The organism is Marinifilum breve, assembly GCF_003202155.1.
GTDB lineage: Bacteria > Bacteroidota > Bacteroidia > Bacteroidales > Marinifilaceae > Marinifilum > Marinifilum breve.
Genome location: NZ_QFLI01000008.1, coordinates 83,675 through 107,476, shown reverse-complemented (window position 1 = coordinate 107,476; position 23,802 = coordinate 83,675). Strand labels below are relative to the sequence as shown.

Genomic DNA, 23,802 nt, shown 5'->3' with positions numbered 1-23,802 from the left:
GATTAAGTAAACAGATGTTATACATCAAATACATTTCACATGAAAAACTAATATGTTTTTCATGAAGTAGGTCACACTCTATAAGTTACAAAAAATAGGAGTGGGAAAAAAATTGAGCTACCCAAAACAGAGAGTGAAAGTGAACTGGATTAGAAGGAAGAAAGCGGGAGGATAACAATTGATGATATTGTTGTTTTGGAGTGCAGACTCTAAGTAGGATTTAACCTGATGTTTTTATTGATTGGAAGTGAAAAACTGAAGCATGCGTAATTAGCGGTAGTATTTATAACAGGTGTTAAAATGAATTATAACACGTGTCAAAAAATATTTTAATGCGTGTTATAATTTATTTGCGTAGTTTCACTTCAAATGAAACGAGCTTAGGTAGAAAGATCTACTTAAGCTCGTTTTATCTTCAAGTTAATTAGTTTTTGTTTTTTATTTCTTTGGGATATTCAATTCTTGCATGATACACATTAATCAAGTTGGTGGTGAAAATCTCCTTTATTTCGTTGATATTCTTAAAGGTGATATCCGCATTGGCGAAGCGATTTTCTTTTACCTGCTTGTCGATGATTTTATCGATTAATTCGCGAATGGTTTCAGGAGTTTTTTCCTTCAAACTTCTCGATGCAGCTTCAATACCATCGGCCATCATTAAAACCGCAGTTTCTTTGGTGAATGGATCTGGTCCTGGGTATTGGAATTTCTCTTCGTCAATCTCTTTATCGGGATACTTGTTTTTAAAGGAAGTGTAGAAGTACATCACCTTACCCGCACCATGATGAGTTTCAATAAAGTCGATAATTTGTTGAGGCAACTTGTGTTTTTTTGCAATTTTTACTCCATACTTTACATGGTCGGTAATGATTTGCGCACTCTTATCAAATTCAAGATCATCATGAGGGTTTTTGTTCGACATCTGATTTTCGATAAAATAAATTGGATGTTTCATTTTTCCAATATCATGATAAAGTGCACCAGTTCTTGCTAATAATGGATTACCTCCGATTTTATTAATTGCAGCTTCGGCAAGGTTAGCAACTTGCAAGCAGTGCTGGAATGTTCCTGGCGAATGTTGAATTAGCTGTTTCAATAACGGATGGTTTTGATTCGATAACTCGATTAATGTAACATCTGAAAGGAATCCGAATAATTTCTCAAAAATGTAAATTAAAGAATAGGAGAAGGTAAGTAACAATCCATTAAAAGCAAACCATACAAAGTTGAACCATTCAATTTCTTCTATGCTACCTTCCTGTGTTATCGCGAAAGCGAAATAAACTACACTGTAGGTAAAGAATGTAATAATAGCAGTTAATACAAGCTGACCACGTCTCTCCAACCTAGGCAAGCTGTATATGGCCATGATACCTGCTGCTAACTGAAGAAATACAAATTCGAAACCGTTAGGAGCAAGGAATCCAGTGATTAAAACCGTAACGATGAAAACAAACAATGCAGTACGGCTGTCCATTAGTGTTCGCACCACAATGGTAATGAGAGCAAACGGAATAATGTAGATATTAACATCAACGTTTTGATTCTGGAGTTTTAATACCAATGTAGTAAGAGCAACAAATAACAATACCAACAGAAATATGAAAAGGAGTTTTTTGTTGTCGTGCAAGATTTGTTTTCTAAAGTTTCGCAGGTATAGAAACAAAAGAACCACACAGGAAATGATTAATAAAGCCTGCCCTCCAACAATTAGGTAATGGTTTTGCGATGCTCCTAAAAAGTTTTCATATTCTTTTTTTAGTGATTCCAAAATTAGAAAGGTATCATCATTGATTACATCACCTCTTAGAACAATACGAGTTCCAAAATCCACTTTACCTTTGGTAAGAGAGACGTTTGAAAGCATGCTGTTTTTAACCTGATCGGACATGGTTTTGTCGTAGAACAGGTTTTGAGTCAAGTAAGAATCGAGGTTCAGATTCTGAAGAAAGCTTTGAAAAACAGGATTGCTGTAATCCGATTTTAGATTAGAACTAACGTTTTCATAGGCAGTTCTTGCAGAGTATATTTTATCGGTAAGAACTTTCTCATTAATGTTATTTAATGATTTGTTGATTGTCTCAGGCAGTTTGAAATTGTACTGAAGTTTCTCGTTTTGAAAGTCAGCAATACCGATGTTGTAATAATTCTTAAGGTTTGTTTTAAGGTAATTGTAGCATAGTAATTTTTCTGCATCCGATCTCTTTTGAGAATAGTTTAGCTTTTTATAAGCTGATGACTTCTCAAATTTGTTCCATTTTTTCTCGAAATTCTTCTCAAATCGTACTATTACCGAAGGATAAACGGAAGTGTCCACTTTAAAATAGGGGCTGAATCGATTCAAAATACTATCTCGATTCTGATTCAATTCCTGTTCTGTTTTTAATATGGAAAAATCAAAAGGAGCAATAAGGGTTTCGTGCATCCAAGGCTTACCTTTCTGATATTCATACTTAAAATTTCCGGTGTTCGGGAATAGAAGCATGATCAGTACAATGGTAATTGTAGTAATGGTAAAGCGATAAATGTTACTTAAGTTTTGTCGAATTAACCTAAAGTATTTATTCATTCTATTCTGATTAGGAGTGTTGAAATTCTTTTTATAAAATTAGTTGAATATTTTTTGGTAAAAAATATTTATTCCTTTCTTTTACCTGCGATATATACAGCAAATATATCAATGCAAATGTAAAAACATAATTATATTTTTTATATTTGATTGATAACAATCATTAAGTAACCAATTCATGAATTACGGAATTTCCGATTTAAGTATCATTCCAGTACGCAGTGAACCTGCCGAAAAAAGCGAAATGGTAACCCAAATTTTGTTTGGAGAGCATTTTGAAGTTATTGAGGATGTTGAAAACTGGAGTAAGGTAAGATTGGCCTACGATAATTACGAGGGTTGGGTTGATACTAAAATGATAAGCGTTATCAATGAAGAGTTTTATAACCTACTAGCTACTCAGTTACCTGCAGTGGCAAATGATACTTTTAACCTTGTCTTTCAGGAGAAAGATTATTCCAATAAATTGATTGTTCCGGGTAGTTCTTTCCCATTTTGTGATCGGGAAGAGAAATCTTTTAAAATAGGAGAGAAGAAGTACTTTTACCAAGGAAAAGTTACCGGAAATGGAGATGAAACAAATGTGCGTGATTCTATAATTGAAGCAGCATTAAAATATTTTAATGCGCCTTACCTTTGGGGAGGAAGAACTCCTTATGGAATTGATTGTTCAGGCTTAACTCAAATTGTTTACAAACTAAATGGAATCAGTTTACCTCGCGATGCCAGTCAGCAAGTATTGGTTGGTGAACCACTAACCTTTGTTGAAGAAGCAATGCCAGGCGATTTGGCCTTTTTCGATAACGCAGAAGGTAAAATTACGCATGTTGGTATTATTTGGGATAGACACAAAATTATTCATGCTTCTGGTAAGGTAAGGATTGATAATGTTGATCATCAAGGAATTTTTAATGTTGATACCAAACGTTACACGCACAAGTTGAGAGTAATAAAAAGAATCATTTAACAGTGATCAGTTATCAGCAAATCGAAGCCAATGGCTTCACAATTCAATAAGCTAATTAAATCATGTATACATACGAATACCCACGTCCGGCATTAACTGTTGATTGTGCCATTTTCTGCAAATGTGAAAGCAAATACCATGTCTTGTTAATTGAAAGAGCCAATGAACCTTTCAAGAACAAATGGGCTTTTCCTGGTGGCTTTGTTGATATGGATGAGGATTTGGATACTGCAGCGTTTCGAGAATTAAAGGAAGAAACAGGTTTTGAAGGTGTTTCTATTTCGCAATTCAAGACATATGGTGCAGTAGATCGTGATCCTAGAGGACGTACCGTTTCTGTTGTTTATTTAGCTCAAATGGAGGCAAAATCTTTACCACAAGTTAAAGGCGATGATGATGCATTAAAAGCTCAATGGATTGATGTTAGCAAACTGCCATCCTTGGCTTTCGATCATGATGCAATTATGCAAGATTTAAAAGAGCACCTTAAATTATTTTAGGCAAGATTCCAGATAGTACGAGCTATCAGGGCCTAAATTAAATATCAAATCCAAAATACTTAGGTTGGGAATGAAACCATGCTTGTTGCCAAAAACCTGAGTGTAAGCCTGTGGGGTAAATTCGGTATCATTTATTCCTTTTGATGGTTTTGGATGAATTACATTCCTAAAATCAGCAATGTCTGGAGCGTTTAAAGGAATAAAATCATCGGTCAAGGAATTCTTGTTTTCTATTTCGAGGATTTCACAAATCTCCGCTTGAATTTCAAGGTTAAAATCTAAAAGGAAGTTCCATTTTTGGCTAAAAAAACGTTCTAAATCATCGATGTAATATTCGTAAAAAGGTGATGATTTGTAAGCAGATTCGATTCCTTTCCAATGTAGTTTTTGCCAGTTGGTATCGTAAGAGATCTGAACATCTTTGGTTAAAACCTTTTTATTGGTAGCCTTTACCACAGGAACAGAAATGGCCAAAGATCCGTTTGCTCCATAAATATTACACCTGTTACGATACGATTGCTTTGAATAGTTTTCCCATTGTTCAATCATCACATTAGAATGTTGAATCATTTTGCAATAGTACTGAATTGGTGCAAAATATGCTGTTGAAAGAAGAGCTGTGGTATTTTCCATTTTAGTTCTGTTTGGATTGCGAAACTATAAAAAATATAGGTAAAAGAAAAAGGCATCTTTGCAGATGCCTTTACTTATATGAATTTAATATTTTAGTGTATCCACTTAAAAATTCTATCCCATCTGATTTTTCCAAAACCGCTTTGGTCCTTATCAAGTGAAAGCCAAATAAATGAAGCCTTACCTACCACATGGTCTTCCGGAACATATCCCCAATAACGAGAATCAGCTGAACGGTGACGATTATCACCCATCATCCAGTAGTAATCCATTTCAAAAGTGTAAGTGTTTGCTGCTTTCCCATTGATGTAGATGGTAGAATCTTTTACTGCCAAATCGTTTCCTTCGTAGGCATTGATTGCTCTTTCGTACAATGGAAGAGTTTTTAAATTTAGCTCAACAGTTTGACCTTTTTGAGGGATTACAAGAGGTCCAAAATTATCTCTGTTCCAGTTGTAATGCTCGCTAAATGGAAAAACATCTTCTGGAGTACCAACGCCATGAACCATTTTTACCATAGACGAAACATTGCTAAGTTTGCTAAGTTTATCCGCTTTTTCTTTTGATAAAGGCATGTGATAAACCGAACCACTATGACCAATTTCGTCTTTAGCTATGTTCATTTCCTCTAGTTTGCGAGGATTGATCATTGTTCCATTTGTACGGATTTCATAATTGTATTGTACTTCTCCAACTTTATCCTGAGCCTTCCCATTGATGTAAAGTTGTCCATCTATACTAGAAATGGTATCACCTGGCATAGCAACACACCTTTTAATGTAGTTCTCTCGCTTATCAACAGGACGAGTGGCAATTTCCATATTTTGAGCGAAATATTTACGAGCAACTTTCATATAGGCTTTATCAGATTGAAGTGCACGTCCTCTTCTCATGTCATTCTCTTTTATAGTTGCTGTCGCCGCTCTTAATTGAGAGTAGTAATCTGGATTTTCGGCTCCTACAACAATGGTATCTCCTGCAGGGAAATTGAATACCACAACATCGTTACGCTTTATCTCATTCAATCCTGCAAGACGCTTGTAAGGCCAATTAATCCATTCCAAATATGATTTTGTTTTGGTTGTCCCAGGCATGGTGTGATGTGCAAAAGGGAAGGATAAAGGTGTGTTAGGTACTTTAGGACCATATGCAACCTTACTTACAAATAAATAATCTCCAACAAGTAATGATTTCTCCATCGAGCTTGTTGGGATTGTGTAAGCTTCAATAAAGAACATTCTAATGATTGTTGCAGCAACTACTGCAAAAATAATGGCATCAATCCATTCAACAGCTGTACTTTGTTTTTTAACTCCTTTTTTCTTCCAGAAGGCCCAATGTACCTTTTTACTGATATAAACATCAAAAAGGATTGGTAATCCTAATAAAAGCCAATAATTGCCAATCCAAATAATCATTAGCAAAGTAATGATAAGAGCGATTGAAAATTTAAACCATTTGTTTCTTAAAAATTCCTTCATAAGGTATGTATGTTTTTTATAAGCTTAACTTTAGTTGTTGCGAATCTACAAAAATTATTATTTCCATTTAAATGATAGAGTAGAGGTAACAACTCTTTGTGCTATTTTACACTCTTGAAAAATCTGTTCCAGCGAATTTTATTAAAAAAGGATTTATCCTTGTCAAGAGATAGCCAAATAAATGATGCCTTTCCTACTACATGATCTTCTGGAACAAATCCCCAATAACGCGAATCTGCAGACATGTGTCTATTGTCGCCCATCATCCAGTAGTAATCCATTTTAAATGTATAAGATTTAACCGGTATGTTGTTAATATGGACTTGGTCATTTATTATTTCCAGCTTGTTGCCTTCATAGGTTCGGATAATTCTTTCGTAAAGAGGTAGATTATCGGTTGTTATCTCTATGTTTTCACCTTTTTTAGGCATTGTTATTGGACCAAAATTATCGCGATTCCAATTGTAGTTTGGGCTAAAAGGAAAAACATCTTCAGTTTTACCTTGGGGATATAAAATTCTTGTTATAGATGTTACATTATTGAATTTCTTTAAAGCTTCCACTTTTTCAATACTCAATGGAAGAATGTAGGTATTGGAATTACGTTTTTTTCTATCAGCCTTCGCAATATTTAACTCATCTAACTTTCTAGGATTAATGGCAGTACCATTTGTCTCTACAATATAATTGAACTGCATCTGTATTGGATTTTCCAATGCTGTTCCATTAACAAACAATTGTCCATCTCTGGATATTAGTTCATCTCCAGGTAAAGCTACGCAGCGTTTGATGTAGTTTTCACGTTTGTCTACAGGTCGAATCTTAATCTCAGCTTTGCTTTCAAGAAGCTGATAAGCCATCTTATTGTAATAGCTGTTTGATTGAATCTTGTTTTGTTTTTGCTTATCCTCATTGCGAAACTGACTGCTATGAAATCTTAGCAAAGAATATATATCAGTCTGAGTATTTCCCATCCAAACTGTATCTCCAGTCGGAAAATTAAAAACAACAACATCATTGAGTTTTACTTCTCCAAATCCTCCCAAGCGCTTGTAAGGCCATTTTATTAACTCAGAGTATGAATTTGTTGATTTAGTACCCGGAAGTGTGTGATGAGCGAATGGGAAAGACAAAGGTGTATTTGGCATTTTAGGCCCGTATGCTACCTTACTAACAAATAAATAATCACCAACCAACATGGATTTTTCCATGGATGATGAAGGTATTGTATACGCTTCTATAAAGAACATTCTAATTATAGTAGCAGCCACAACGGCAAATATAATGGCATCAATCCATTCAACGGTAGTACTTTGTTTCTTAACTCCCTTTTTTTTCCAGAAAGTCCAATGTACTTTTTTGCTGATATATACATCAAAAAGGATTGGTAATCCTAATAAAAGCCAATAATTTCCAATCCAAATAATCATTAACAGAGTAATGATAAGAATGATTGAAAATTTAAACCATTTGTTTCGTAGTATCTTTCCCACAGTTTGTTTTAAGGTGTTGAATATTGTTTTTAATTAAAGTTGAAGCAAATCTTTCATGCCATAAAACCCTTCTTTTTCAGGCATAAATTCGGCTGCTAACACTGCTCCCAAAGCAAATCCTTTTCTGCTATAGGCTTGGTGCTGAATAATAATTTCATCAACTTCAGAATGCCAGGTGATAGAATGTGTACCAGGAACTGCTCCATGGCGTTTGGCCAATATGCTAAGTTCGTCTTCTTTCATGCTAGTAGCTTCAATCCATTTGTCTTTCGTTGGATGATTTTCAAGAATTCCTTCAGCTAATGTCAAAGCAGTTCCACTTGGAGAATCCAATTTGTGGATATGGTGAATTTCCTCCATATCTACATTGTATTCTTTAAATGGAGCCATTAGTTGGGTTAGTTTTTTATTCAATTCGAAGAATAGGTTTACTCCCAAACTAAAGTTTGATGCATAAAAGAATCCTTTGCCTTCAGAACACTGTTTCTCGATCTCTGGCAATTGATCAAGCCAGCCAGTTGTTCCGGATACTACAGGAACATTTGCTTCAAAGCATTTTAGATAATTGCCAAAAGCCGAATCAGGATTCGTAAACTCAATAGCAACATCAATATTTTGTAATTGATCTGCACTAAGATCTTTTGGATTGTGCTGATCTATAATTAATCCGATTTCATGGCCACGATCCAGAGCAATTTGCTCTATTTCCTTACCCATTTTTCCGTAGCCTATTAATGCAATTCTCATTTGTGGTTTATTTAGGGGGAAATTGGTTTGGTTAATATCTTTCCCTTGTTATGATTTCAAAAATAGTAAATCCAAAGCATAATGATGTCAAGCATTGCTGCGATTATTATGCTTTTTCGATAATATACTTATTGAGAGCAATAAGCACTAATTATTAGAAGTTGAAACGTAAAAAAGGGATTGTGAATCACAACCCCTTTTCAAAGTAAATAATTTATAGTACTATTTAGCTGCTTGTGCTTTACCCACTACAGCTTTAAATGCTTCTGGATGATTTACAGCTAAATCTGCTAAAACCTTACGGTTAATTTCGATGTTAGCTTTGTGCATCAAACCAATTAATTGTGAATACGAAAGACCTTCAAGTCTTGCCGCTGCGTTAATACGCTGAATCCACAATGCTCTGAAGTTTGATTTCTTCTTTTTTCTATCGCGGTATGCATACTGCAAACCTTTTTCGTAGGTGTTTTTGGCTACGGTCCAAACATTAGCTCTCGCTCCAAAGTTACCTCTGGTTTCTTTTAAAATTCTTTTTCTTCTAGCTCTTGAAGCTACAGAATTTACTGATCTTGGCATAATTCCTAATTTTTGAATGTTAGCGTTCCACTTAAGGACTCTTTGGTGCTAACCACTCGGTTAATAACTAAAAAAATCAATAACTGATTCTTACAACATGTTAAGCATTAACTTAACGTTTTTCTGGTCTGCTTTATTTACAGTACCGAAGTAGGTAAGATTTCTCTTCCTTTTAGTGCTTTTTTTAGTCAAAATGTGACTTTTAAAAGCGTGCTTTCTTTTGATTTTTCCAGATGCAGTCAAAGTAAATCTTTTCTTTGCACTGCAATTTGTTTTCATCTTAGGCATTGTACAAATTTAAAAATTAATGTATATATAAATTATTCTACTTTTTCTTTGGAGTAATGAACATTGTCATACGCTTACCCTCTAAACGAGGCATTTGTTCAACCTTTCCTAATTCTTCAAGGTCTTGAGCGAATTTTAACAATAAAATTTCACCTTTATCTTTAAATAGGATTGAACGTCCTTTAAAGAAAACGTATGCCTTTACTTTTGCTCCTTCGTTAAGGAATTTCTCAGCATGTTTCAATTTAAAGTTGTAATCATGTTCGTCGGTATTTGGTCCGAAACGAATTTCTTTTACAACAACTTTAACCGCTTTAGCCTTCATTTCCTTTTGTTTCTTTTTCTGCTGATAAAGAAACTTTTTGTAATCGATGATCTTACAAACTGGTGGATCGGCTTTTGGTGAAATTTCAACTAAATCCAATTCTTGATCTTCAGCAAGTTTTAATGCTTCGGAAATTGAATAAACTCCGGGTTCTACGTTGTCTCCAACAACGCGAACGCTACGGGCTCTGATTAACTTGTTAATTTTGTGTTGAGCCTCTTGAGGTCTTCTTTGACCTCTGTTGTTTCTGTGATGAAATCCAGCTATGGCTAGGTCCTCCTATTTTAGTTAGTAATTTTCGATAGAAGACAATTGTACTTCTACTTCTTTATTAATAAATTCTGAAAATTCTGTAATAGTCATAGATCCCATGTCACCTTCTCCTTGTTTGCGAACCGAAACTGTATTTTCTGTAGCTTCTTTTTCACCAACAATAATTAGGTATGGGGTCTTTTTCAACTCGTTGTCACGGATTTTTCTTCCGATTTTCTCGTTGCGATCATCTAATACGGCGCGAATATCGGAATTATTTAACGAATTTAAAACTTTTTTTGCATAATCGTTATATTTTTCGCTAATCGGCATGATAACAGCTTGTTCAGGTGTTAACCACAATGGGAATTTACCACCTGTATGCTCAAGCAATACAGCAACGAAACGCTCCATAGATCCAAACGGTGCACGATGAATCATAATAGGTCTATGTTTTTGGTTATCACTACCTACATATTCCAATTCGAAACGTTCTGGCAAGTTGTAATCAACCTGAATTGTACCCAACTGCCATTTACGACCAATTGCATCCTTGATCATGAAGTCAAGTTTTGGACCGTAGAATGCAGCTTCTCCATATTCTACAACAGTTTTCAATCCTTTTTCTTCAGCAGCTTCGATAATAGCTTGTTCTGCTTTATCCCAGTTTTCTTCAGAACCAATGTATTTTGCACGATTCTCTTTATCGCGAAGAGAAACCTGAGCAACATATTCGGTAAAGTTCAATGCTTTAAAGATGATGAAAATGATATCGATTACCTTTTTAAATTCATCTTTCAATTGATCTGGAGTACAGAACAAGTGAGCATCATCCTGAGTAAAACTACGTACACGAGTTAATCCGTGAAGCTCTCCACTTTGCTCGTAACGATAAACAGTTCCAAATTCAGCAAAACGAACAGGAAGATCTTTATATGAACGAGGTTTAAATTTATATGCTTCACAGTGGTGAGGGCAGTTCATTGGTTTCAACAAATACTCTTCTCCTTCTTGTGGAGTTTGAATTGCCTGGAATGAATCTTCACCATACTTGTCGTAGTGACCAGAAGTTTTATAAAGGTTGATGTTACCAATATGTGGAGTGATGATTTGCTCATATCCGAATTTCTTCTGAACTCTTTTTAGGAAGTTCTCAAGACTTTCACGCAATTGAGCTCCTTTTGGCAACCAAATTGGCATACCCTGACCAACATTTTGAGAGAAAGTGAACAATTCCATTTCCTTACCCAATTTTCTGTGGTCACGTTTTTTAGCTTCTTCCATCATCACCTCATATTCGTCAAGGTATTTTTTCTTAGGGAAAGTAATACCATAAACACGAGTAAGCTGAGGACGTTTTTCGTCGCCTCTCCAATAAGCACCAGCTACTGAGTTTAGTTTGATAGCTTTAATATAGCTTGTGTTTGGCAAATGTGGTCCTCTACACAAATCGGTAAAGCCGCCTTGTTGGTAAAAGCTAATAGTACCATCTTCTAATTCGTTGATCAACTCAACTTTGTACTCCTCATTTCTTTCACCGAAGAACTGAAGAGCTTCCTCTTTGGTTACATCGGTTCTTTTATATTCGTTCTTGCTTCGCGCAAGTTCAAGCATTTTTTGTTCAATCTTAGGAAGATCTTTGTCGGTAAGTACCGTACCATTTCCTAAATCAACATCGTAGTAAAAGCCCATTTCAATTGCAGGACCAATACCAAATTTTACTCCTGGATACAATACCTCTAGTGCTTCAGCCATTAAGTGAGCCGAGCTGTGCCAAAAAGCATGTTTCCCTTCTTCATCATTCCAAGTGTGAAGCTTAATACTTGCATCTTCGTTAATCGCACGTGTAAGATCATACAACTGATCGTTAACGGTTATCGACAAAACTTCTTTTGCCAATCGACTAGAAATGCTTTTCGCGATCTCAATACCAGAGATTCCAGCTTCAAACTCTTTTACTGTTCCATCTGGAAATGTAATTTTAATCATCCTATTGTGTTTAATTTTTATTCACACTGCTACAAACCAGCATGATATATTTAAATAGAAAATATGAATTTCATTCTAATATTCAGTTGATTTCAATAAAAATCAAGCCTTTTGAAATTCAATCCACAAAGATATAACTTTCTAAGCAAATAGAACTTTAAAATGGAAGCAATATTTATCATTTCAATAGAATTAGCAATTTCTTAAGATTACAGGTAATTTTAAGAGTGGTATTAGGACTTGTAATGCTTGTTAGTCCTGATTTATATCAGGATTAAAAATTTTTCTTTTCTGCAAAAAAAGTGGAATCTTTGGACTTTGTAAATACAACCTATACAAATTGTAAATAATTCAACAAACATGAGAAAAATAAAATTGATTTTAACATCAGCCATCGTGATGTGTTTCTCACTTGTAGTTCTTGCGCAACAAGAAGTGAAGAAAATAAGCATGGAAGATTTGATGCTAAATCGCACATTTGGGCAAAAATCGGTGTATGGCTTGCGCTCGATGAATGATGGTGTACACTATACCACATTGGAAGGCAATGGAACTAAAATTGTGAAGTACAGTTTTGCAACAGGAAAAGTGGTTGATACTCTTTTCGATTTAAGTGAGATGAAGGATACTGAGTTAAAGTATATCAGTGAATATACATTTAGTAATGATGAGAAGAGGCTGCTTTTGACAACTAATCAAGAAAGAATTTACAGAAGATCGTTCACGGCAGATTATTACGTTTTTTCATTTAAAAATAAAGAGTTGGTTCCACTTTCGAAAAATGGTAAACAGCGATTGGCAACTTTTTCGCCAAATGGAAACCGAATTGCTTTCGTAAGAGATAACAACTTATTTATTCATAATGTACTTTTCGGATCGGAAATTAGGATTACCAAAGACGGTGAGTTCAATAAAATTCAAAACGGTACACCAGACTGGGTTTATGAAGAGGAATTCGAATTTAATAAAGCATTTACTTGGTCGCCTGATAGTAAGTTTCTTGCATACATGAAGTTCGATGAGAGCGAGGTGAAAATGTTCAACATGAACAAGTTTGAAGGTTTGTATCCACAAGTGAAGGAAAATGCACTTTATCCTGAAAACTATACTTACAAATATCCTAAAGCAGGAGAGAAGAACTCGGATGTAAGTGTATGGGTATACAATGTTGAAGATCGTATTACTAAGAAAATGGATGTGGGAGAGGAGAAAGATCAGTACATTCCACGATTGAAGTGGACTAAAGATCCTAAGAAATTGACCATTTTCCGTTTGAATCGTCATCAGAATAAATTGGAGTTTTTGCTTGCTAACGCTAAAACTGGTGAAACGGATGTAATGTATACACAAGAGAACAAATATTACGTTGAGGAACGTAATTTTGATTTCCTAACTTTCTTGGATAATGGAAATCAATTCATTTATGCTGATGAGAAAGATGGATTCAATCACTTGTATTTATTTGATATGATTACTGGAAAACCTGTTAATCAAATTACATCTGGAGATTGGGATATGACAGATTTTCTAGGTTTTGATGAAGCGAAGAAAGTGTGTTATTACGAATCGGCAGAGGTTTCGCCAATGGACAGAAATACTTATTCTGTGAAGCTTAATGGAACTGGAAAAAAACAGATAACTCCTGCTAAAGGAACCAATAGAACGGTATTTAGTAACGGCTTTAAATACTATATCAATTATTTTTCGAGTGTTACTCAGCCAAACACGGTTAGTTTGTACAACTACAAAGGGAAATTGATTCGTGTTTTGGAAGATAATAAGGCTTTGGTTGAGAAATTGAAAAACTATCAGTACAATCCGAAAGAGTTTACCATGTTGCCAGCAGCTGATGGCATGACCATGTTGAATGCCTGGATGATAAAGCCATTCAATTTCAATCCTTCTAAGAAATATCCGGTTGTAGTTACTCAATATAGTGGCCCAAATTCGCAGAGTGTTCAGAACAGATGGAGTTTTGATTGGTATCAATATTTAGCTCAAGAAGGATATATTGTGGTATGTGTTGATCCTCGTGGAACTGGAGCCCGAGGTCAGGAATTCCGCAAGTGTACTTATATGCAGCTGGGTAGATTGGAATCGGATGATATGATTTCTGCAATAAGAGCTTTATCTGAGGAATCGTATACCGATGAAAAGAGAATAGCAATTTGGGGGTGGAGTTTTGGTGGATTCATGTCATCGCTTTGTTTGGAGAAAGCTCCTGATGTTTTTGCTGCTGCAATTGCGATTGCTCCAGTAACGAACTGGAGATACTATGATTCAGTTTATACTGAGCGTTTCATGAGAACGCCACAAGAAAATCCTAAAGGTTACGACGATAATTCTCCAATTAATCATGTCGACAAATTACAGGGAAGTTTATTGCTTTGTCATGGAACTGCGGATGATAATGTGCATGTACAGAATGTTTATGAGTTTGCTGAGAGATTGGTTCAGGCTGATAAGCAATTTGAAATGCAAATTTATACCAACAGAAATCATAGCATTTACGGAGGTAAAACCAGGTTGCATCTTTACAAGCGTTTCAATAAATTTTTAAGAGATAATCTATAAGCACGATTTTAGCTGATTTAAATAATGAAGGGAAAGAATTGAGAAATTTTTTCCCTTTTCTTTTGTGCAAATAGTCAGAATTTTAGAAGATCGATCGTTATTTTTTTGAAAAAAACACTTGCGAAAACCTAGGGAATATCTATATTTGCATCGCAAAAGTAAGAACAAGGGTTCATTACAAAATGCGAGAATAGCTCAGTTGGTAGAGCATAACCTTGCCAAGGTTAGGGTCGCGAGTTCGAGTCTCGTTTCTCGCTCAAAAACGGTTTTTCTTTTCCGTTTGAATAAAAAAAAGAAAATGCGAGAATAGCTCAGTTGGTAGAGCATAACCTTGCCAAGGTTAGGGTCGCGAGTTCGAGTCTCGTTTCTCGCTCTTTTGAAGAGATTTCCTCTTAGGAGGATTTTTTTACTGTACAAACTAGCATTACTAAAGCTGCTTCATTTCTTATGAAGCAGCTTTTTTATTTCATGAATCCTTCAAAAATAACTTTTGTAATTTTTGGTGTATTTTAGAATGATCGGTAAAAAATTGAAAAATGTAGTTTGCAGCTTTACAAAGCTTATTTTTAGTTGATCGAATAAGCTATGCAAACATGTAAAGCATATTTGATTCTGGTTCAACATGGATTGCAATCATGCAAAGTATATTCTTTTGCAGTGACATATGCTTTGCAAGTCTGTATTGCAATTTTTTTTGTGAGAAAATATAGTTTGCAAGAGTGGGAAGAGTATTTTTCTGTTGAAGAGTGTGTGTTGCATGCATGAGATGTATATTTTTTTGCTGTAGAATCCCCTTTGTTGGCCTGCAAAGTTTATTTTAAGTCTTTTTCATGAAAAAGAAGGTAGTTTACCTCATTTATATACAAAAAAAGACTCCCTTTCGGAAGTCTTATGTGTTATTATTTGATTAGAAGAATCTGCTTAAAATTGAACTCCGTTGTTGTGAAGTATGCTAATTACTTCATTACCCAATTGAGGTTTTACAGCTCTTAGCATTTGGTTTATTTTTTCATTCTCGATATCGGTTAATCCAAGAATAATGTATGCTGAATTTCTATCTTCAGGAGCATCCTTAATCAATTCCATTAGAATATTGGTTCCTGAATGAAACTCTTTGTTCGATAAAACAGAAAGGTTTACGAAAAATTGACTTGCAGTACGAACAATTTGTCCATCAGTTTCAACCTGAATGAAAGGAAACAAAGCCATCACAGCTTTCGGGTTATTTTTTCTGATAACTGAACTAAGAGCTGTAAGCAGTTTGGTTCGTTCTTCGCTGGTAGTGTTTTCGATTAAATATTCAAACATGCGAAAAAGAACAGGAATAATATTCTTGTTGCGACTTTCACCATATAAAAAACAGGTTCTAAAAGCCATTACTTGCAATTCATTCTTATCCAATTCATCCCATTTGTCTGCTTGCAATGCGATTTTATCTAAATAGGAGTAGTCCTTTTTCTGATTAGCCATATCGAAATTTTAATTTGCGCAAAGATATAAACATGAAAGTATTCTCCAATATACAAAACAGCAGAATTAATTAGATGAAATTATTTGGATCGCATCAGAAATCTTTTGCAATTATTACTTTTTTGTTAATTTTGCTTGCCTTGCCCAAGTGCTGGAATTGGTAGACAGGCATGGTTGAGGGCCATGTGTCCGATTGGGCGTGCGGGTTCGACTCCCGCCTTGGGCACTTTTATTAAGTACAACAAAAATTAAATGCGCTTATTTTCATTGAAAGTAAGTGCATTTTTGATTGCAGAAAACCTTAATGAATAGCATTTAAAAGGAAATATGGGGAGAGCAGATCTAGCGAATGTCGAAAATTCCATAAATAATCTCTACTAAAGAGTCGTTTGCTTCTTTTTTTTCACATTCAATGCATTTTCGCTTTCTTTGTACTCTTACATCAAAATCAGGTTTTAGTAATGGCGAATAAGGAAAGTGAACAGAGAATACCCTCATCTCTGGAAAAGTTTATATTACACCTTCATCCAAAGAAAATTGATAGCAGAGCAATAAAATTTAGCAGAACATTTGGATTGGGAGGAATACTCGCATTATTATTCGTCCTGGTTTCATTAACTGGTTTAATTTTACGTTTTTCTTATATCCCTACAGTAGAACATGCTTATGATTCTATTATCGGAATTAGAGACAATACTGTGCTTGGACAGTTCATTAGAAATTTACATCACCTATCAGCAAAACTGATGGTACTTGTCTCCTTTTTGCACCTAATTCGGGTATACTACTCACAAAGCATATTTCAAAAACGAGCAGAAAACTGGACTTACGGTTTATTACTTTTCTTTTTGGTATTAGCTAGCAGTTTTACAGGCTACCTGTTGCCATGGGATCAATTGGCTTATTGGGCAGTTACAGTAATTAGCCAAATTATAGAATACATCCCTTTGATTGGAAATTCTTTAGCATATCTATTGCGCGGAAGCGATACCGTTGATGGCAATACGTTGATCAACTTTTATACATTACATACAGGTGTCATTCCTTTGTTATTTGTTGTTTTAATGAGTGTACACTTTTGGCTGGTTCGAAAAGCTGGAGGTGTTGCGTTGCCAAAAACAGAAGAAAAAGAGACGGTAGATGTAATTCCAAATCTATTGTGGAAAGAAATAATGGTTGCCAGTATTGTAATTGGTGGATTGTTTATCGTTTCGGTTTTTTACGAAGCACCCTTGTTGGAACAAGCCAACCCCTTAAAAAGCCCTAACCCAAGTAAGGCACCTTGGTATTTTTTGGGCGCTCAAGAACTTCTATTGCATTTGCATCCTTTTTTTGGTGCTGTAATTATACCATTTTCGGCGGCCTTGTTCTTTTTTGGTTTGCCTTATTTCAGATATAATAATGTAAATATAGGTGTTTGGTTTAATTCTCCGCTTGGAAAGAAAATGAGTATTCAATCAAGTATTATAAGCTTTATTTTTACTTTCTTTTTGATCTACCTATTAGATCATTTCTTACATTTTGATATCTGGTTTTCGGGGATTCCTAGTGTAATTAGTACTGGAGTTATTCCATTTTTACTTTATACATTACCACTTGCCGGATACCTATTGTTTTGGTATAAAAATCACAAGGCAAATAATACTGAAATTATTATGGCTTGTACCAGTATATTGTTATCCTCTTATGTGTGCATGTTATTAATTTCGTTACTGCTAAGAGGCGAAGGAATGCAACTGATATTTTAATTTTGAATAGAGAGACTGATGAAACTGAACCGAAGGAAATTCATAAAACGCATATTAATAGTTGCAGCATCAATAGAGGCCGTTTTCTTACTGAAAGATGGTGTAAGTAAAGTTGATACTTCTTCTTCAAAAGAATTGTTTAATGCGGGAAAAGCAGATTCATTCGAGAAAAATAAACTATATCCATTTTCCACTGGCCAATTCTTTTTAAAAAGATTTGAGGATGGTGGGTTTCTTGCCATGTCGGTAAAATGTACTCACTTAGGATGTGTGGTAAATGCAAATTCTAAAACAGGAGGGTTTAATTGCCCGTGTCATGCTTCACAGTTTAATAAATTCGGTGAGGTACTATCAGCACCAGCTACAAGACCTTTAGATATTTTTCCAATTAGCATTGAAAAGGGGGAAGTATTGGTAGATACAAGAAAGCCTGTGAAAAGATCAAGTTATAACAAATCGCAGTTAACCTACGCATAATGGAAAATCGAAAAAGAACAGAACAAATTAGTTTTTTAGCTATACTGGTAGCATTACTTTCGATTCCAATGTATATGCTGCTTAAAACCTATGGGAGTGAGCAAAATGTTTCGCACGAAGCTACTTATGTAGGGCGAGAAACATGTATTGAGTGTCATTTAAACGAATACAACGATTGGGTTGGATCTGATCACGATAAGGCAATGGATCATGCCAATGATTCTACTGTTTTGGGAGATTTTAACAACAAAACACTTGAATACAATGGAATGACACATAAGTTATTCAAGAAGGATAATCGTTTTTTTGCTTTAGCAGATGGAGAAGATGGTACATTGCAGGAATTCGAAATTAAATACGTATTTGGCCATTATCCATTACAGCAATATTTGGTTGAATTTGATAAAGGAAGATTACAATGTTTACCTTTAACATGGAACTCGAAGGATAGTGTTTGGTACCATATGGCGAGTGCTGTTTATAAAGATGAAATCATCAAGCATGACAATTGGTTGCATTGGACCAATCAGGCTCAAAACTGGAATGGAATGTGTGCTGATTGCCACTCGACCAATTTGGTAAAAGGATACGATTCTAAGACTGATACCTATCACACAACATGGAGCGAAATTGATGTAAGTTGCGAAGCTTGTCACGGTCCGGCTTCCAAACACCTTGAGTGGGCCAATAAGGCTGAATATGCTCGTGAAACCGATAATAACTTTGGCTTGGTGGTAAAAACCAGTGGAATCGACAATAAGGAATATGTTGATTTATGTGTTCGTTGTCATTCTCGTCGTGGATCTTTATCCGATTATCATCACTCTGCAGATCTCTATAATCACACCATTCCTGATTTACCAACAGGCGATGATTACTTTATTGATGGTCAAATATTGGATGAAGATTATGTGTATGGATCGTTTACTCAGAGTAAAATGTACATGCGTGATGTAAAGTGCAACGATTGCCACAATGTTCACAGTACAAAACGTTTGTTTGAAGATAACAGGTTGTGTACTCAATGTCACAGAGCCGATGATTACGACACTTACAATCATCATTTCCACAAATCGAAAGGTGAAATTGGTAAGGCTGTAATTGCTGACGATGGCGTTAAATTCGAAGTTGGAGAAGGAACAAGATGTATCAATTGTCATATGCCAGCACGTTTTTACATGGGACCAGACTATCGAAACGATCATAGCTTTAGGATTCCTCGTCCCGATTTAACCGAGAAATTGGGAACTCCTAATGCATGTAATCAATGCCATGCAGATAAATCTACAAAATGGGCCATTGATCATGTGAACAAGTGGCATGGCATCGGTCGTCCTGCACAATACGGCACAGTATTTAAAGAAGCGCAAACCGGCAGTCAAGAAGGTTTTGATGGTTTGGTACACATTTACAATGATGAGGTATATCCTGAAATTATTCGTGCAACTGCGATTCAATTACTTGGAGCCAACTATCAATCTCAAAGTAAAGAGATTTTATTCGAGGCCTTAAATAATTTCAATGGTCATATTCGATACAATGCCATTCAACAACTTCAGATGGATGACGAACAATCATTCAATAAGGTGTTGGAAATGCTTAGCGATCCTTCGAAGGCAATTCGAGTGGCGTCTGCAACAAAACTGAGTACTATTGGCAAAGATCAAATTCCTCAGAAATATCAAGAACAGTTAAAAAAAGCGACTAAAGAATACTTGGAGGCACTGGAATACAATGCCGATTTTCCTTCGGGGAAATTCAATTTGGCGAACTTCTACTACAATAGTAAACAGGTTGATAAAGCTGAAGAATTCTATAAAAGAGCCATTGAGCAAGATGAATTATTACATCCTGTGAAAATCAATTTGGCAATTTTATACAACAATAAAGGAGAGCATAAAAAGGCAGAGATTTTATTGAAAGACTATCTGAAGCATGTTCCCGATGATGGTGCAACCATGTTTACTTATGCCTTATTCTTATCAGAACGTCAACGATATGATGAGTCAATGGAATATTTGCTAAAGGCAAGTAGATTATCTCCTGACAATCCTCGAATTTTCTACAATGTAGCCATGATGTATGATTTCAGGAAAGATAGAAAACAAGCCGTTAAATATTTGCAGTCTGCTATTGATATCAATCCGGAAGATCCAAACTATTATATAGCCTTATTGAATTTACGCGTGAAATATCAACAAAAAAGAGAGTCAAAGGATCTGGCGAGGAAAATATTAAGAAAATTTCCTGATATCAACGACAGGGAAAATATTGAAGCTATTATTAATAATTAGAGATCAAAAAGGACTTGTGTTCATTAAACAGTTGGAATTCATGTTTTAAATAGGTTAATGTATAATCATATAAGATTTAAGAACTACTTCATGGGAGTAAGAAGCTTTGTCGTTGGGCAAAGCTTTTTGTAATTCTATACCTAGCTTCCATTAATTTATTTAAATTAGTTGTTTTGATATCAAAGTGAAGATTTATGATAGGAACTCTGGTCAACGTTGGTGCTGTAATTGTTGGAGGAAGCATTGGACTTTTATTTCGAACAAAAATTCCCGAACGTTTATTTAAAATTGTATTCCAGGCAATTGGTGTATTTACCCTTTACCTGGGAATTAGTATGGCACTAAAAGCAAGCGAACTGCTGATTATGGTGTTTAGTTTGGTGTTGGGATCTTTGTTGGGAGAATTGCTGCGATTGGAAGATCGAGTAGAGAAGTTAAGTGAAAGCTTGAAAAAAAGGGTAGGCAGTGGAGATGCTAACTTTTCAACAGGTTTGCTTACTGCATTTATGCTTTTTTGCATGGGCGCAATGACCATTGTAGGCAGTTTAGAAGAAGGAATGGGCAAAGAACCAACCTTGTTGCTAACCAAATCATTAATGGATGGGATATCTTCGGTTGCTTTGGCGGCCGTAATGGGAATAGGAGTTCTATTTTCGGTTATCCCACTTTTAATTTACCAAGGCGGCTTAACCCTTTTGGCAGCTCTGTTTGGCGATATCATTCCACAAGTTGTAATCAATGAAATAACAGGAATAGGAGGTGTGTTAATAATCGCTTTAGGGATAAGTATTTTAGAGCTTAAAAAAATTAAAGTTTTAAATATGTTACCTGCAATTTTGATTGAAATACTTCTGTGTTATATCTTTTTATAAATTTGTAAATCCGCAAATCAGGATAACCTCAAAAAAATACTGAATTGAAACAAGAAACTAAAAACGCGTTAATCAGATTGTTTGAAAATTGGGCAGGAGATAAAGTTGTTGAAACAGAACTTCTTCCGCAATCTGGTTCGTACCGAGAATATATAAGAATTATTGGTGAAAAGAGAACTGTTCTAGGAGCCTTTAATGCCGACCTAAAAGAAAATCATGCTTTCATAAGTTTTAGCAAGCATTTTCTATCTAAAAATTTACCCGTTCCCGAAATCTATCATCAAGATGATGAAAATGGATTATACCTTTTACAGGATTTGGGAAAAACCACCTTATTCGATTACATTCTACACCTTCGTGTTGGTGAAGGATTCGCTACCGATTTGGTCTTGATTTACAAGAAAATCATTACTCAGCTGGTACGTTTTCAGGTTGAAGGTGGTGAAGGTTTGGATTTCTCGGCATGTTATCCGCGCGATAGCTTCGATAAGCAGTCGATGATTTGGGATTTACATTACTTCAAGTACTATTTCCTAAAACTGGCCAAGATTCCTTTCGATGAGCAATTGCTGGAAAATGACTACCAGAAATTTTCGGATTACCTTTTAGATGCACCAAGAGAATACTTTTTGTATCGCGATTTTCAATCAAGAAATATCATGTTGGTGAATGGTGAGCCTTGGTTTATCGATTATCAGGGAGGAAGAAAAGGAGCTTTACAATACGATTTAGCATCTTTACTATACGATGCAAAAGCAGATTTGCCTCAGGAGGTAAGAGATGAATTGTTTGATCATTATCTTCAGGAGATTCAGAAAGTACAGGAGGTCGATCCGAAAGCATTCAAATCATTCTTCCAGGGATATGTTTTGATTCGCATCATGCAAGCAATGGGAGCTTATGGATTCCGTGGATTTTACGAGAGAAAAGAGCATTTCTTAAAATCGATTCCATATGCACTAAAGAACCTGAAAACCATATTAGGTAGATTGGATATGCCTGCGGAATTACCAGAGTTAACCAAAGCATTGAATGAAGTGGTTGATTCAGAATTTTTACAACAAGTTGGTCAAGAAGAAGAGGTGAAACTTCATGTTGAAATCAACAGTTTCTCATATCGCAGGGGAATACCTTTGGACAAGTCGACAAATGGAGGAGGATTCGTTTTCGATTGTCGTGCCATTCATAATCCGGGAAGGTATAAGGAGTATGTGGAAATGACAGGAAAAGATCAGCCAGTAATTGACTTTTTTAAGGAAAAAAGTGAAATGGATGAATTCCTTACATCGGTTTTCGCTATAGTTGATATGAGTGTTGACAAATACATCAAGCGAAAATTTACCAATTTACAGGTGAGTTTTGGTTGTACAGGAGGTCGACATCGTTCGGTGTTTTCAGCAGAAAGTTTAGCCAAGCATTTGCGTGAAAAATTTGATGTGAATATTAGTTTGCGACATATTGAAAGAGAGATAGAGGGGAGTTAAAAATGAGTAAGAAGCGTTGTAAATTGTCACCTGAGGAGTATGCGGAGAAAGTTTGTAAAACGGAACAATTTATTTGTCCGAAATGCAATAGAGTAGCGAAAAGTGCCAAGAAGCTTTGCAAGGCGAAAAAGATAGAAATAGATAAAGACAGAATATTTTACAGATAGTTACTGGTAACTGTTTACTGATCACTGTTAACTGAAAAGAATGTTGAATGCAATGATATTTGCCGCAGGATTGGGCACAAGGTTAAAGCCTTATACCAATACCAAACCAAAGGCTTTGGTTGAACTTGCCGGCAAACCTCTGCTCGAAAGAGCGATTTTAAAATTAATTGATTTAGGCGTTGATCGTATTGTGATTAATGTGCACCATTTTGCAGATCTGATTGAAGAGTTTTTAGAAGAGAAGAATTATTTTGGAGCGGACATTCGCATTTCAGATGAAAGAGAAGAACTTTTAGATACTGGAGGAGGATTAAAAAAGGCGAAAGATTTATTCATTCCTGATGCTCCCGTGTTGATTTACAATGTTGATATTCTTTCTTCCATTAATTTGGCTGATTTGATTAAAGAACACCAATCAGCAAAAGCTTTGGTTAGCATGGTGATGCGAAAGCGTGAAAGCAGTCGATATTTGTATTTTAATAGCGATAGGCAGCTAACAGGTTGGAAGAATTGCAAGACCGAAGAGGTGAAACAAGCTAGAGCTGATATGAATGAATCAGAACCATTGGCGTTCAGTGGCATTCATTTAATCGATTCGAAAATCTTTGATTTGATTGAAGAAGAGGGGAAATTCTCCATTATCGATTTGTATCTGCGTTTGGCCAAAACTGAAAAAATGTTGGCCTACAAAGATCAATCGGATTTGTGGTTCGACTTGGGCAAACCTGAGCAACTGAAAAAAGCAGAAACATTAATTACGAATTACGATCCTGATAACGATCAGGAATAAATTACGAATAACGATTCTTTACACATAGATATAATTGAAGAACAAAAGTTGCATGTAAGGAGTTCTTCCTTTCAGGGGGAGATCCCGATAGGGAGAGGGGTGTTGT

General features: G+C 35.5%; 19 protein-coding genes and 3 tRNA genes. 12 read left to right on the top strand and 10 right to left on the bottom strand.

The window, feature by feature from the left end; translation table 11 throughout:
* Window positions 1–424: 424 nt before the first annotated feature.
* On the bottom strand, window positions 425–2,569 hold the full coding sequence (locus DF185_RS16775; protein ID WP_110361917.1) for an HD family phosphohydrolase: 2,145 nt from the start codon (window positions 2,567–2,569) through the stop codon (window positions 425–427).
* A gap of 178 nt (window positions 2,570–2,747) precedes the next feature.
* Here DF185_RS16775 and DF185_RS16770 point away from each other — a divergent pair, with 178 nt between their 5' ends.
* A complete protein-coding gene (locus tag DF185_RS16770; RefSeq protein WP_110361916.1) occupies window positions 2,748–3,536 on the top strand; it encodes a C40 family peptidase in 789 nt (262 codons plus the stop codon).
* Between the two features lie 62 nt (window positions 3,537–3,598).
* Window positions 3,599–4,036, top strand: coding sequence for an NUDIX domain-containing protein (locus tag DF185_RS16765; RefSeq protein WP_207784681.1), 438 nt, complete (start codon window positions 3,599–3,601; stop codon window positions 4,034–4,036).
* On the opposite strand, the gene DF185_RS16760 is transcribed toward DF185_RS16765, so the two are convergent.
* The 8 genes from DF185_RS16760 to thrS all read right to left on the bottom strand — a co-directional run bounded on the left by DF185_RS16760 (window position 4,028) and on the right by thrS (window position 11,820).
* Complete coding sequence (locus DF185_RS16760; RefSeq protein WP_110361914.1) at window positions 4,028–4,669, bottom strand: WbqC family protein; 642 nt, start codon at window positions 4,667–4,669, stop codon at window positions 4,028–4,030. The genes DF185_RS16765 and DF185_RS16760 overlap by 9 nt on opposite strands.
* A gap of 92 nt (window positions 4,670–4,761) precedes the next feature.
* Window positions 4,762–6,150 carry a signal peptidase I gene (lepB, locus tag DF185_RS16755; RefSeq protein WP_110361913.1) on the bottom strand — a complete coding sequence of 463 codons (1,389 nt, stop codon included), beginning with the start codon at window positions 6,148–6,150 and terminating at the stop codon, window positions 4,762–4,764.
* A gap of 101 nt (window positions 6,151–6,251) precedes the next feature.
* Window positions 6,252–7,643, bottom strand: a complete 1,392-nt coding sequence (gene lepB, locus DF185_RS16750) for a signal peptidase I (protein WP_110361912.1) — start codon at window positions 7,641–7,643, stop codon at window positions 6,252–6,254.
* Window positions 7,644–7,676: 33 nt separating this feature from the next.
* Entirely contained in the window at window positions 7,677–8,390 is a 714-nt protein-coding gene (gene dapB / locus DF185_RS16745; RefSeq protein ID WP_110361911.1) for a 4-hydroxy-tetrahydrodipicolinate reductase, read from the bottom strand.
* Between the two features lie 222 nt (window positions 8,391–8,612).
* The gene (rplT, locus tag DF185_RS16740) at window positions 8,613–8,966 is read right to left on the bottom strand and encodes a 50S ribosomal protein L20 (RefSeq protein WP_110361910.1); all 354 of its coding nucleotides are present in this window, start codon (window positions 8,964–8,966) and stop codon (window positions 8,613–8,615) included.
* 90 nt (window positions 8,967–9,056) lie between these two features.
* Complete coding sequence (gene rpmI, locus DF185_RS16735; RefSeq protein WP_425593783.1) at window positions 9,057–9,245, bottom strand: 50S ribosomal protein L35; 189 nt, start codon at window positions 9,243–9,245, stop codon at window positions 9,057–9,059.
* A gap of 46 nt (window positions 9,246–9,291) precedes the next feature.
* Window positions 9,292–9,846, bottom strand: coding sequence for a translation initiation factor IF-3 (gene infC / locus DF185_RS16730; protein WP_110361909.1), 555 nt, complete (start codon window positions 9,844–9,846; stop codon window positions 9,292–9,294).
* A 21-nt stretch (window positions 9,847–9,867) separates the two neighbouring features.
* Window positions 9,868–11,820 (bottom strand): threonine--tRNA ligase, encoded by a 1,953-nt coding sequence (gene thrS, locus DF185_RS16725; RefSeq protein WP_110361908.1) that lies wholly within the window; start codon window positions 11,818–11,820, stop codon window positions 9,868–9,870.
* A 360-nt stretch (window positions 11,821–12,180) separates the two neighbouring features.
* Here thrS and DF185_RS16720 point away from each other — a divergent pair, with 360 nt between their 5' ends.
* The 3 genes from DF185_RS16720 (at window position 12,181) to DF185_RS16710 (ending at window position 14,767) form a co-directional block, all read left to right on the top strand.
* A complete protein-coding gene (locus DF185_RS16720; RefSeq protein WP_110361907.1) occupies window positions 12,181–14,394 on the top strand; it encodes a S9 family peptidase in 2,214 nt (737 codons plus the stop codon).
* A gap of 184 nt (window positions 14,395–14,578) precedes the next feature.
* Window positions 14,579–14,651: transfer RNA gene (locus DF185_RS16715), tRNA-Gly, on the top strand.
* A 43-nt stretch (window positions 14,652–14,694) separates the two neighbouring features.
* Window positions 14,695–14,767, top strand: a tRNA-Gly gene (locus DF185_RS16710).
* Window positions 14,768–15,315: 548 nt separating this feature from the next.
* Here DF185_RS16710 and DF185_RS16700 read toward each other — a convergent pair.
* Window positions 15,316–15,864: a hypothetical protein gene (locus DF185_RS16700; RefSeq protein WP_110361905.1), complete on the bottom strand. Its 549-nt coding sequence runs from the start codon at window positions 15,862–15,864 to the stop codon at window positions 15,316–15,318.
* 142 nt (window positions 15,865–16,006) lie between these two features.
* On the opposite strand from DF185_RS16700, the gene DF185_RS16695 reads away from it, so the two are divergent.
* From DF185_RS16695 to DF185_RS16665, 7 genes are all read left to right on the top strand, one after another.
* Window positions 16,007–16,090: transfer RNA gene (locus tag DF185_RS16695), tRNA-Leu, on the top strand.
* A gap of 235 nt (window positions 16,091–16,325) precedes the next feature.
* On the top strand, window positions 16,326–17,612 hold the full coding sequence (locus DF185_RS16690) for a cytochrome b N-terminal domain-containing protein (protein ID WP_110361904.1): 1,287 nt from the start codon (window positions 16,326–16,328) through the stop codon (window positions 17,610–17,612).
* 18 nt (window positions 17,613–17,630) lie between these two features.
* Window positions 17,631–18,089 (top strand): QcrA and Rieske domain-containing protein, encoded by a 459-nt coding sequence (locus DF185_RS16685; RefSeq protein ID WP_110361903.1) that lies wholly within the window; start codon window positions 17,631–17,633, stop codon window positions 18,087–18,089.
* Window positions 18,089–20,383, top strand: coding sequence for a multiheme c-type cytochrome (locus DF185_RS16680; protein WP_110361902.1), 2,295 nt, complete (start codon window positions 18,089–18,091; stop codon window positions 20,381–20,383). The genes DF185_RS16685 and DF185_RS16680 overlap by 1 nt, the downstream gene beginning before the upstream one ends.
* Before the next feature lie 194 nt (window positions 20,384–20,577).
* Window positions 20,578–21,255, top strand: coding sequence for a DUF554 domain-containing protein (locus DF185_RS16675; RefSeq protein WP_110361901.1), 678 nt, complete (start codon window positions 20,578–20,580; stop codon window positions 21,253–21,255).
* A 44-nt stretch (window positions 21,256–21,299) separates the two neighbouring features.
* A complete protein-coding gene (locus tag DF185_RS16670; protein WP_110361900.1) occupies window positions 21,300–22,739 on the top strand; it encodes a RapZ C-terminal domain-containing protein in 1,440 nt (479 codons plus the stop codon).
* A gap of 207 nt (window positions 22,740–22,946) precedes the next feature.
* Window positions 22,947–23,696: a nucleotidyltransferase family protein gene (locus tag DF185_RS16665; protein ID WP_207784680.1), complete on the top strand. Its 750-nt coding sequence runs from the start codon at window positions 22,947–22,949 to the stop codon at window positions 23,694–23,696.
* The last annotated feature ends 106 nt before the right edge of the window (window positions 23,697–23,802 follow it).

Excerpts from the sequence above, each read along its gene's own strand:
- DF185_RS16690 (WP_110361904.1), top strand. The coding sequence starts at position 16,326 with ATGGCGAATAAGGAAAGTGAACAGAGAATACCCTCATCTCTGGAAAAG.
- rpmI (WP_425593783.1), bottom strand. The coding sequence starts at position 9,245 with ATGAAAACAAATTGCAGTGCAAAGAAAAGATTTACTTTGACTGCATCT.
- dapB (WP_110361911.1), bottom strand. The coding sequence starts at position 8,390 with ATGAGAATTGCATTAATAGGCTACGGAAAAATGGGTAAGGAAATAGAG.
- DF185_RS16675 (WP_110361901.1), top strand. The coding sequence starts at position 20,578 with ATGATAGGAACTCTGGTCAACGTTGGTGCTGTAATTGTTGGAGGAAGC.
- rplT (WP_110361910.1), bottom strand. The coding sequence starts at position 8,966 with ATGCCAAGATCAGTAAATTCTGTAGCTTCAAGAGCTAGAAGAAAAAGA.
- DF185_RS16680 (WP_110361902.1), top strand. The coding sequence starts at position 18,089 with ATGGAAAATCGAAAAAGAACAGAACAAATTAGTTTTTTAGCTATACTG.
- DF185_RS16685 (WP_110361903.1), top strand. The coding sequence starts at position 17,631 with ATGAAACTGAACCGAAGGAAATTCATAAAACGCATATTAATAGTTGCA.
- DF185_RS16760 (WP_110361914.1), bottom strand. The coding sequence starts at position 4,669 with ATGGAAAATACCACAGCTCTTCTTTCAACAGCATATTTTGCACCAATT.
- DF185_RS16720 (WP_110361907.1), top strand. The coding sequence starts at position 12,181 with ATGAGAAAAATAAAATTGATTTTAACATCAGCCATCGTGATGTGTTTC.
- DF185_RS16665 (WP_207784680.1), top strand. The coding sequence starts at position 22,947 with ATGTTGAATGCAATGATATTTGCCGCAGGATTGGGCACAAGGTTAAAG.
- DF185_RS16765 (WP_207784681.1), top strand. The coding sequence starts at position 3,599 with ATGTATACATACGAATACCCACGTCCGGCATTAACTGTTGATTGTGCC.
- lepB (WP_110361913.1), bottom strand. The coding sequence starts at position 6,150 with ATGAAGGAATTTTTAAGAAACAAATGGTTTAAATTTTCAATCGCTCTT.
- DF185_RS16770 (WP_110361916.1), top strand. The coding sequence starts at position 2,748 with ATGAATTACGGAATTTCCGATTTAAGTATCATTCCAGTACGCAGTGAA.
- thrS (WP_110361908.1), bottom strand. The coding sequence starts at position 11,820 with ATGATTAAAATTACATTTCCAGATGGAACAGTAAAAGAGTTTGAAGCT.
- DF185_RS16700 (WP_110361905.1), bottom strand. The coding sequence starts at position 15,864 with ATGGCTAATCAGAAAAAGGACTACTCCTATTTAGATAAAATCGCATTG.
- DF185_RS16775 (WP_110361917.1), bottom strand. The coding sequence starts at position 2,569 with ATGAATAAATACTTTAGGTTAATTCGACAAAACTTAAGTAACATTTAT.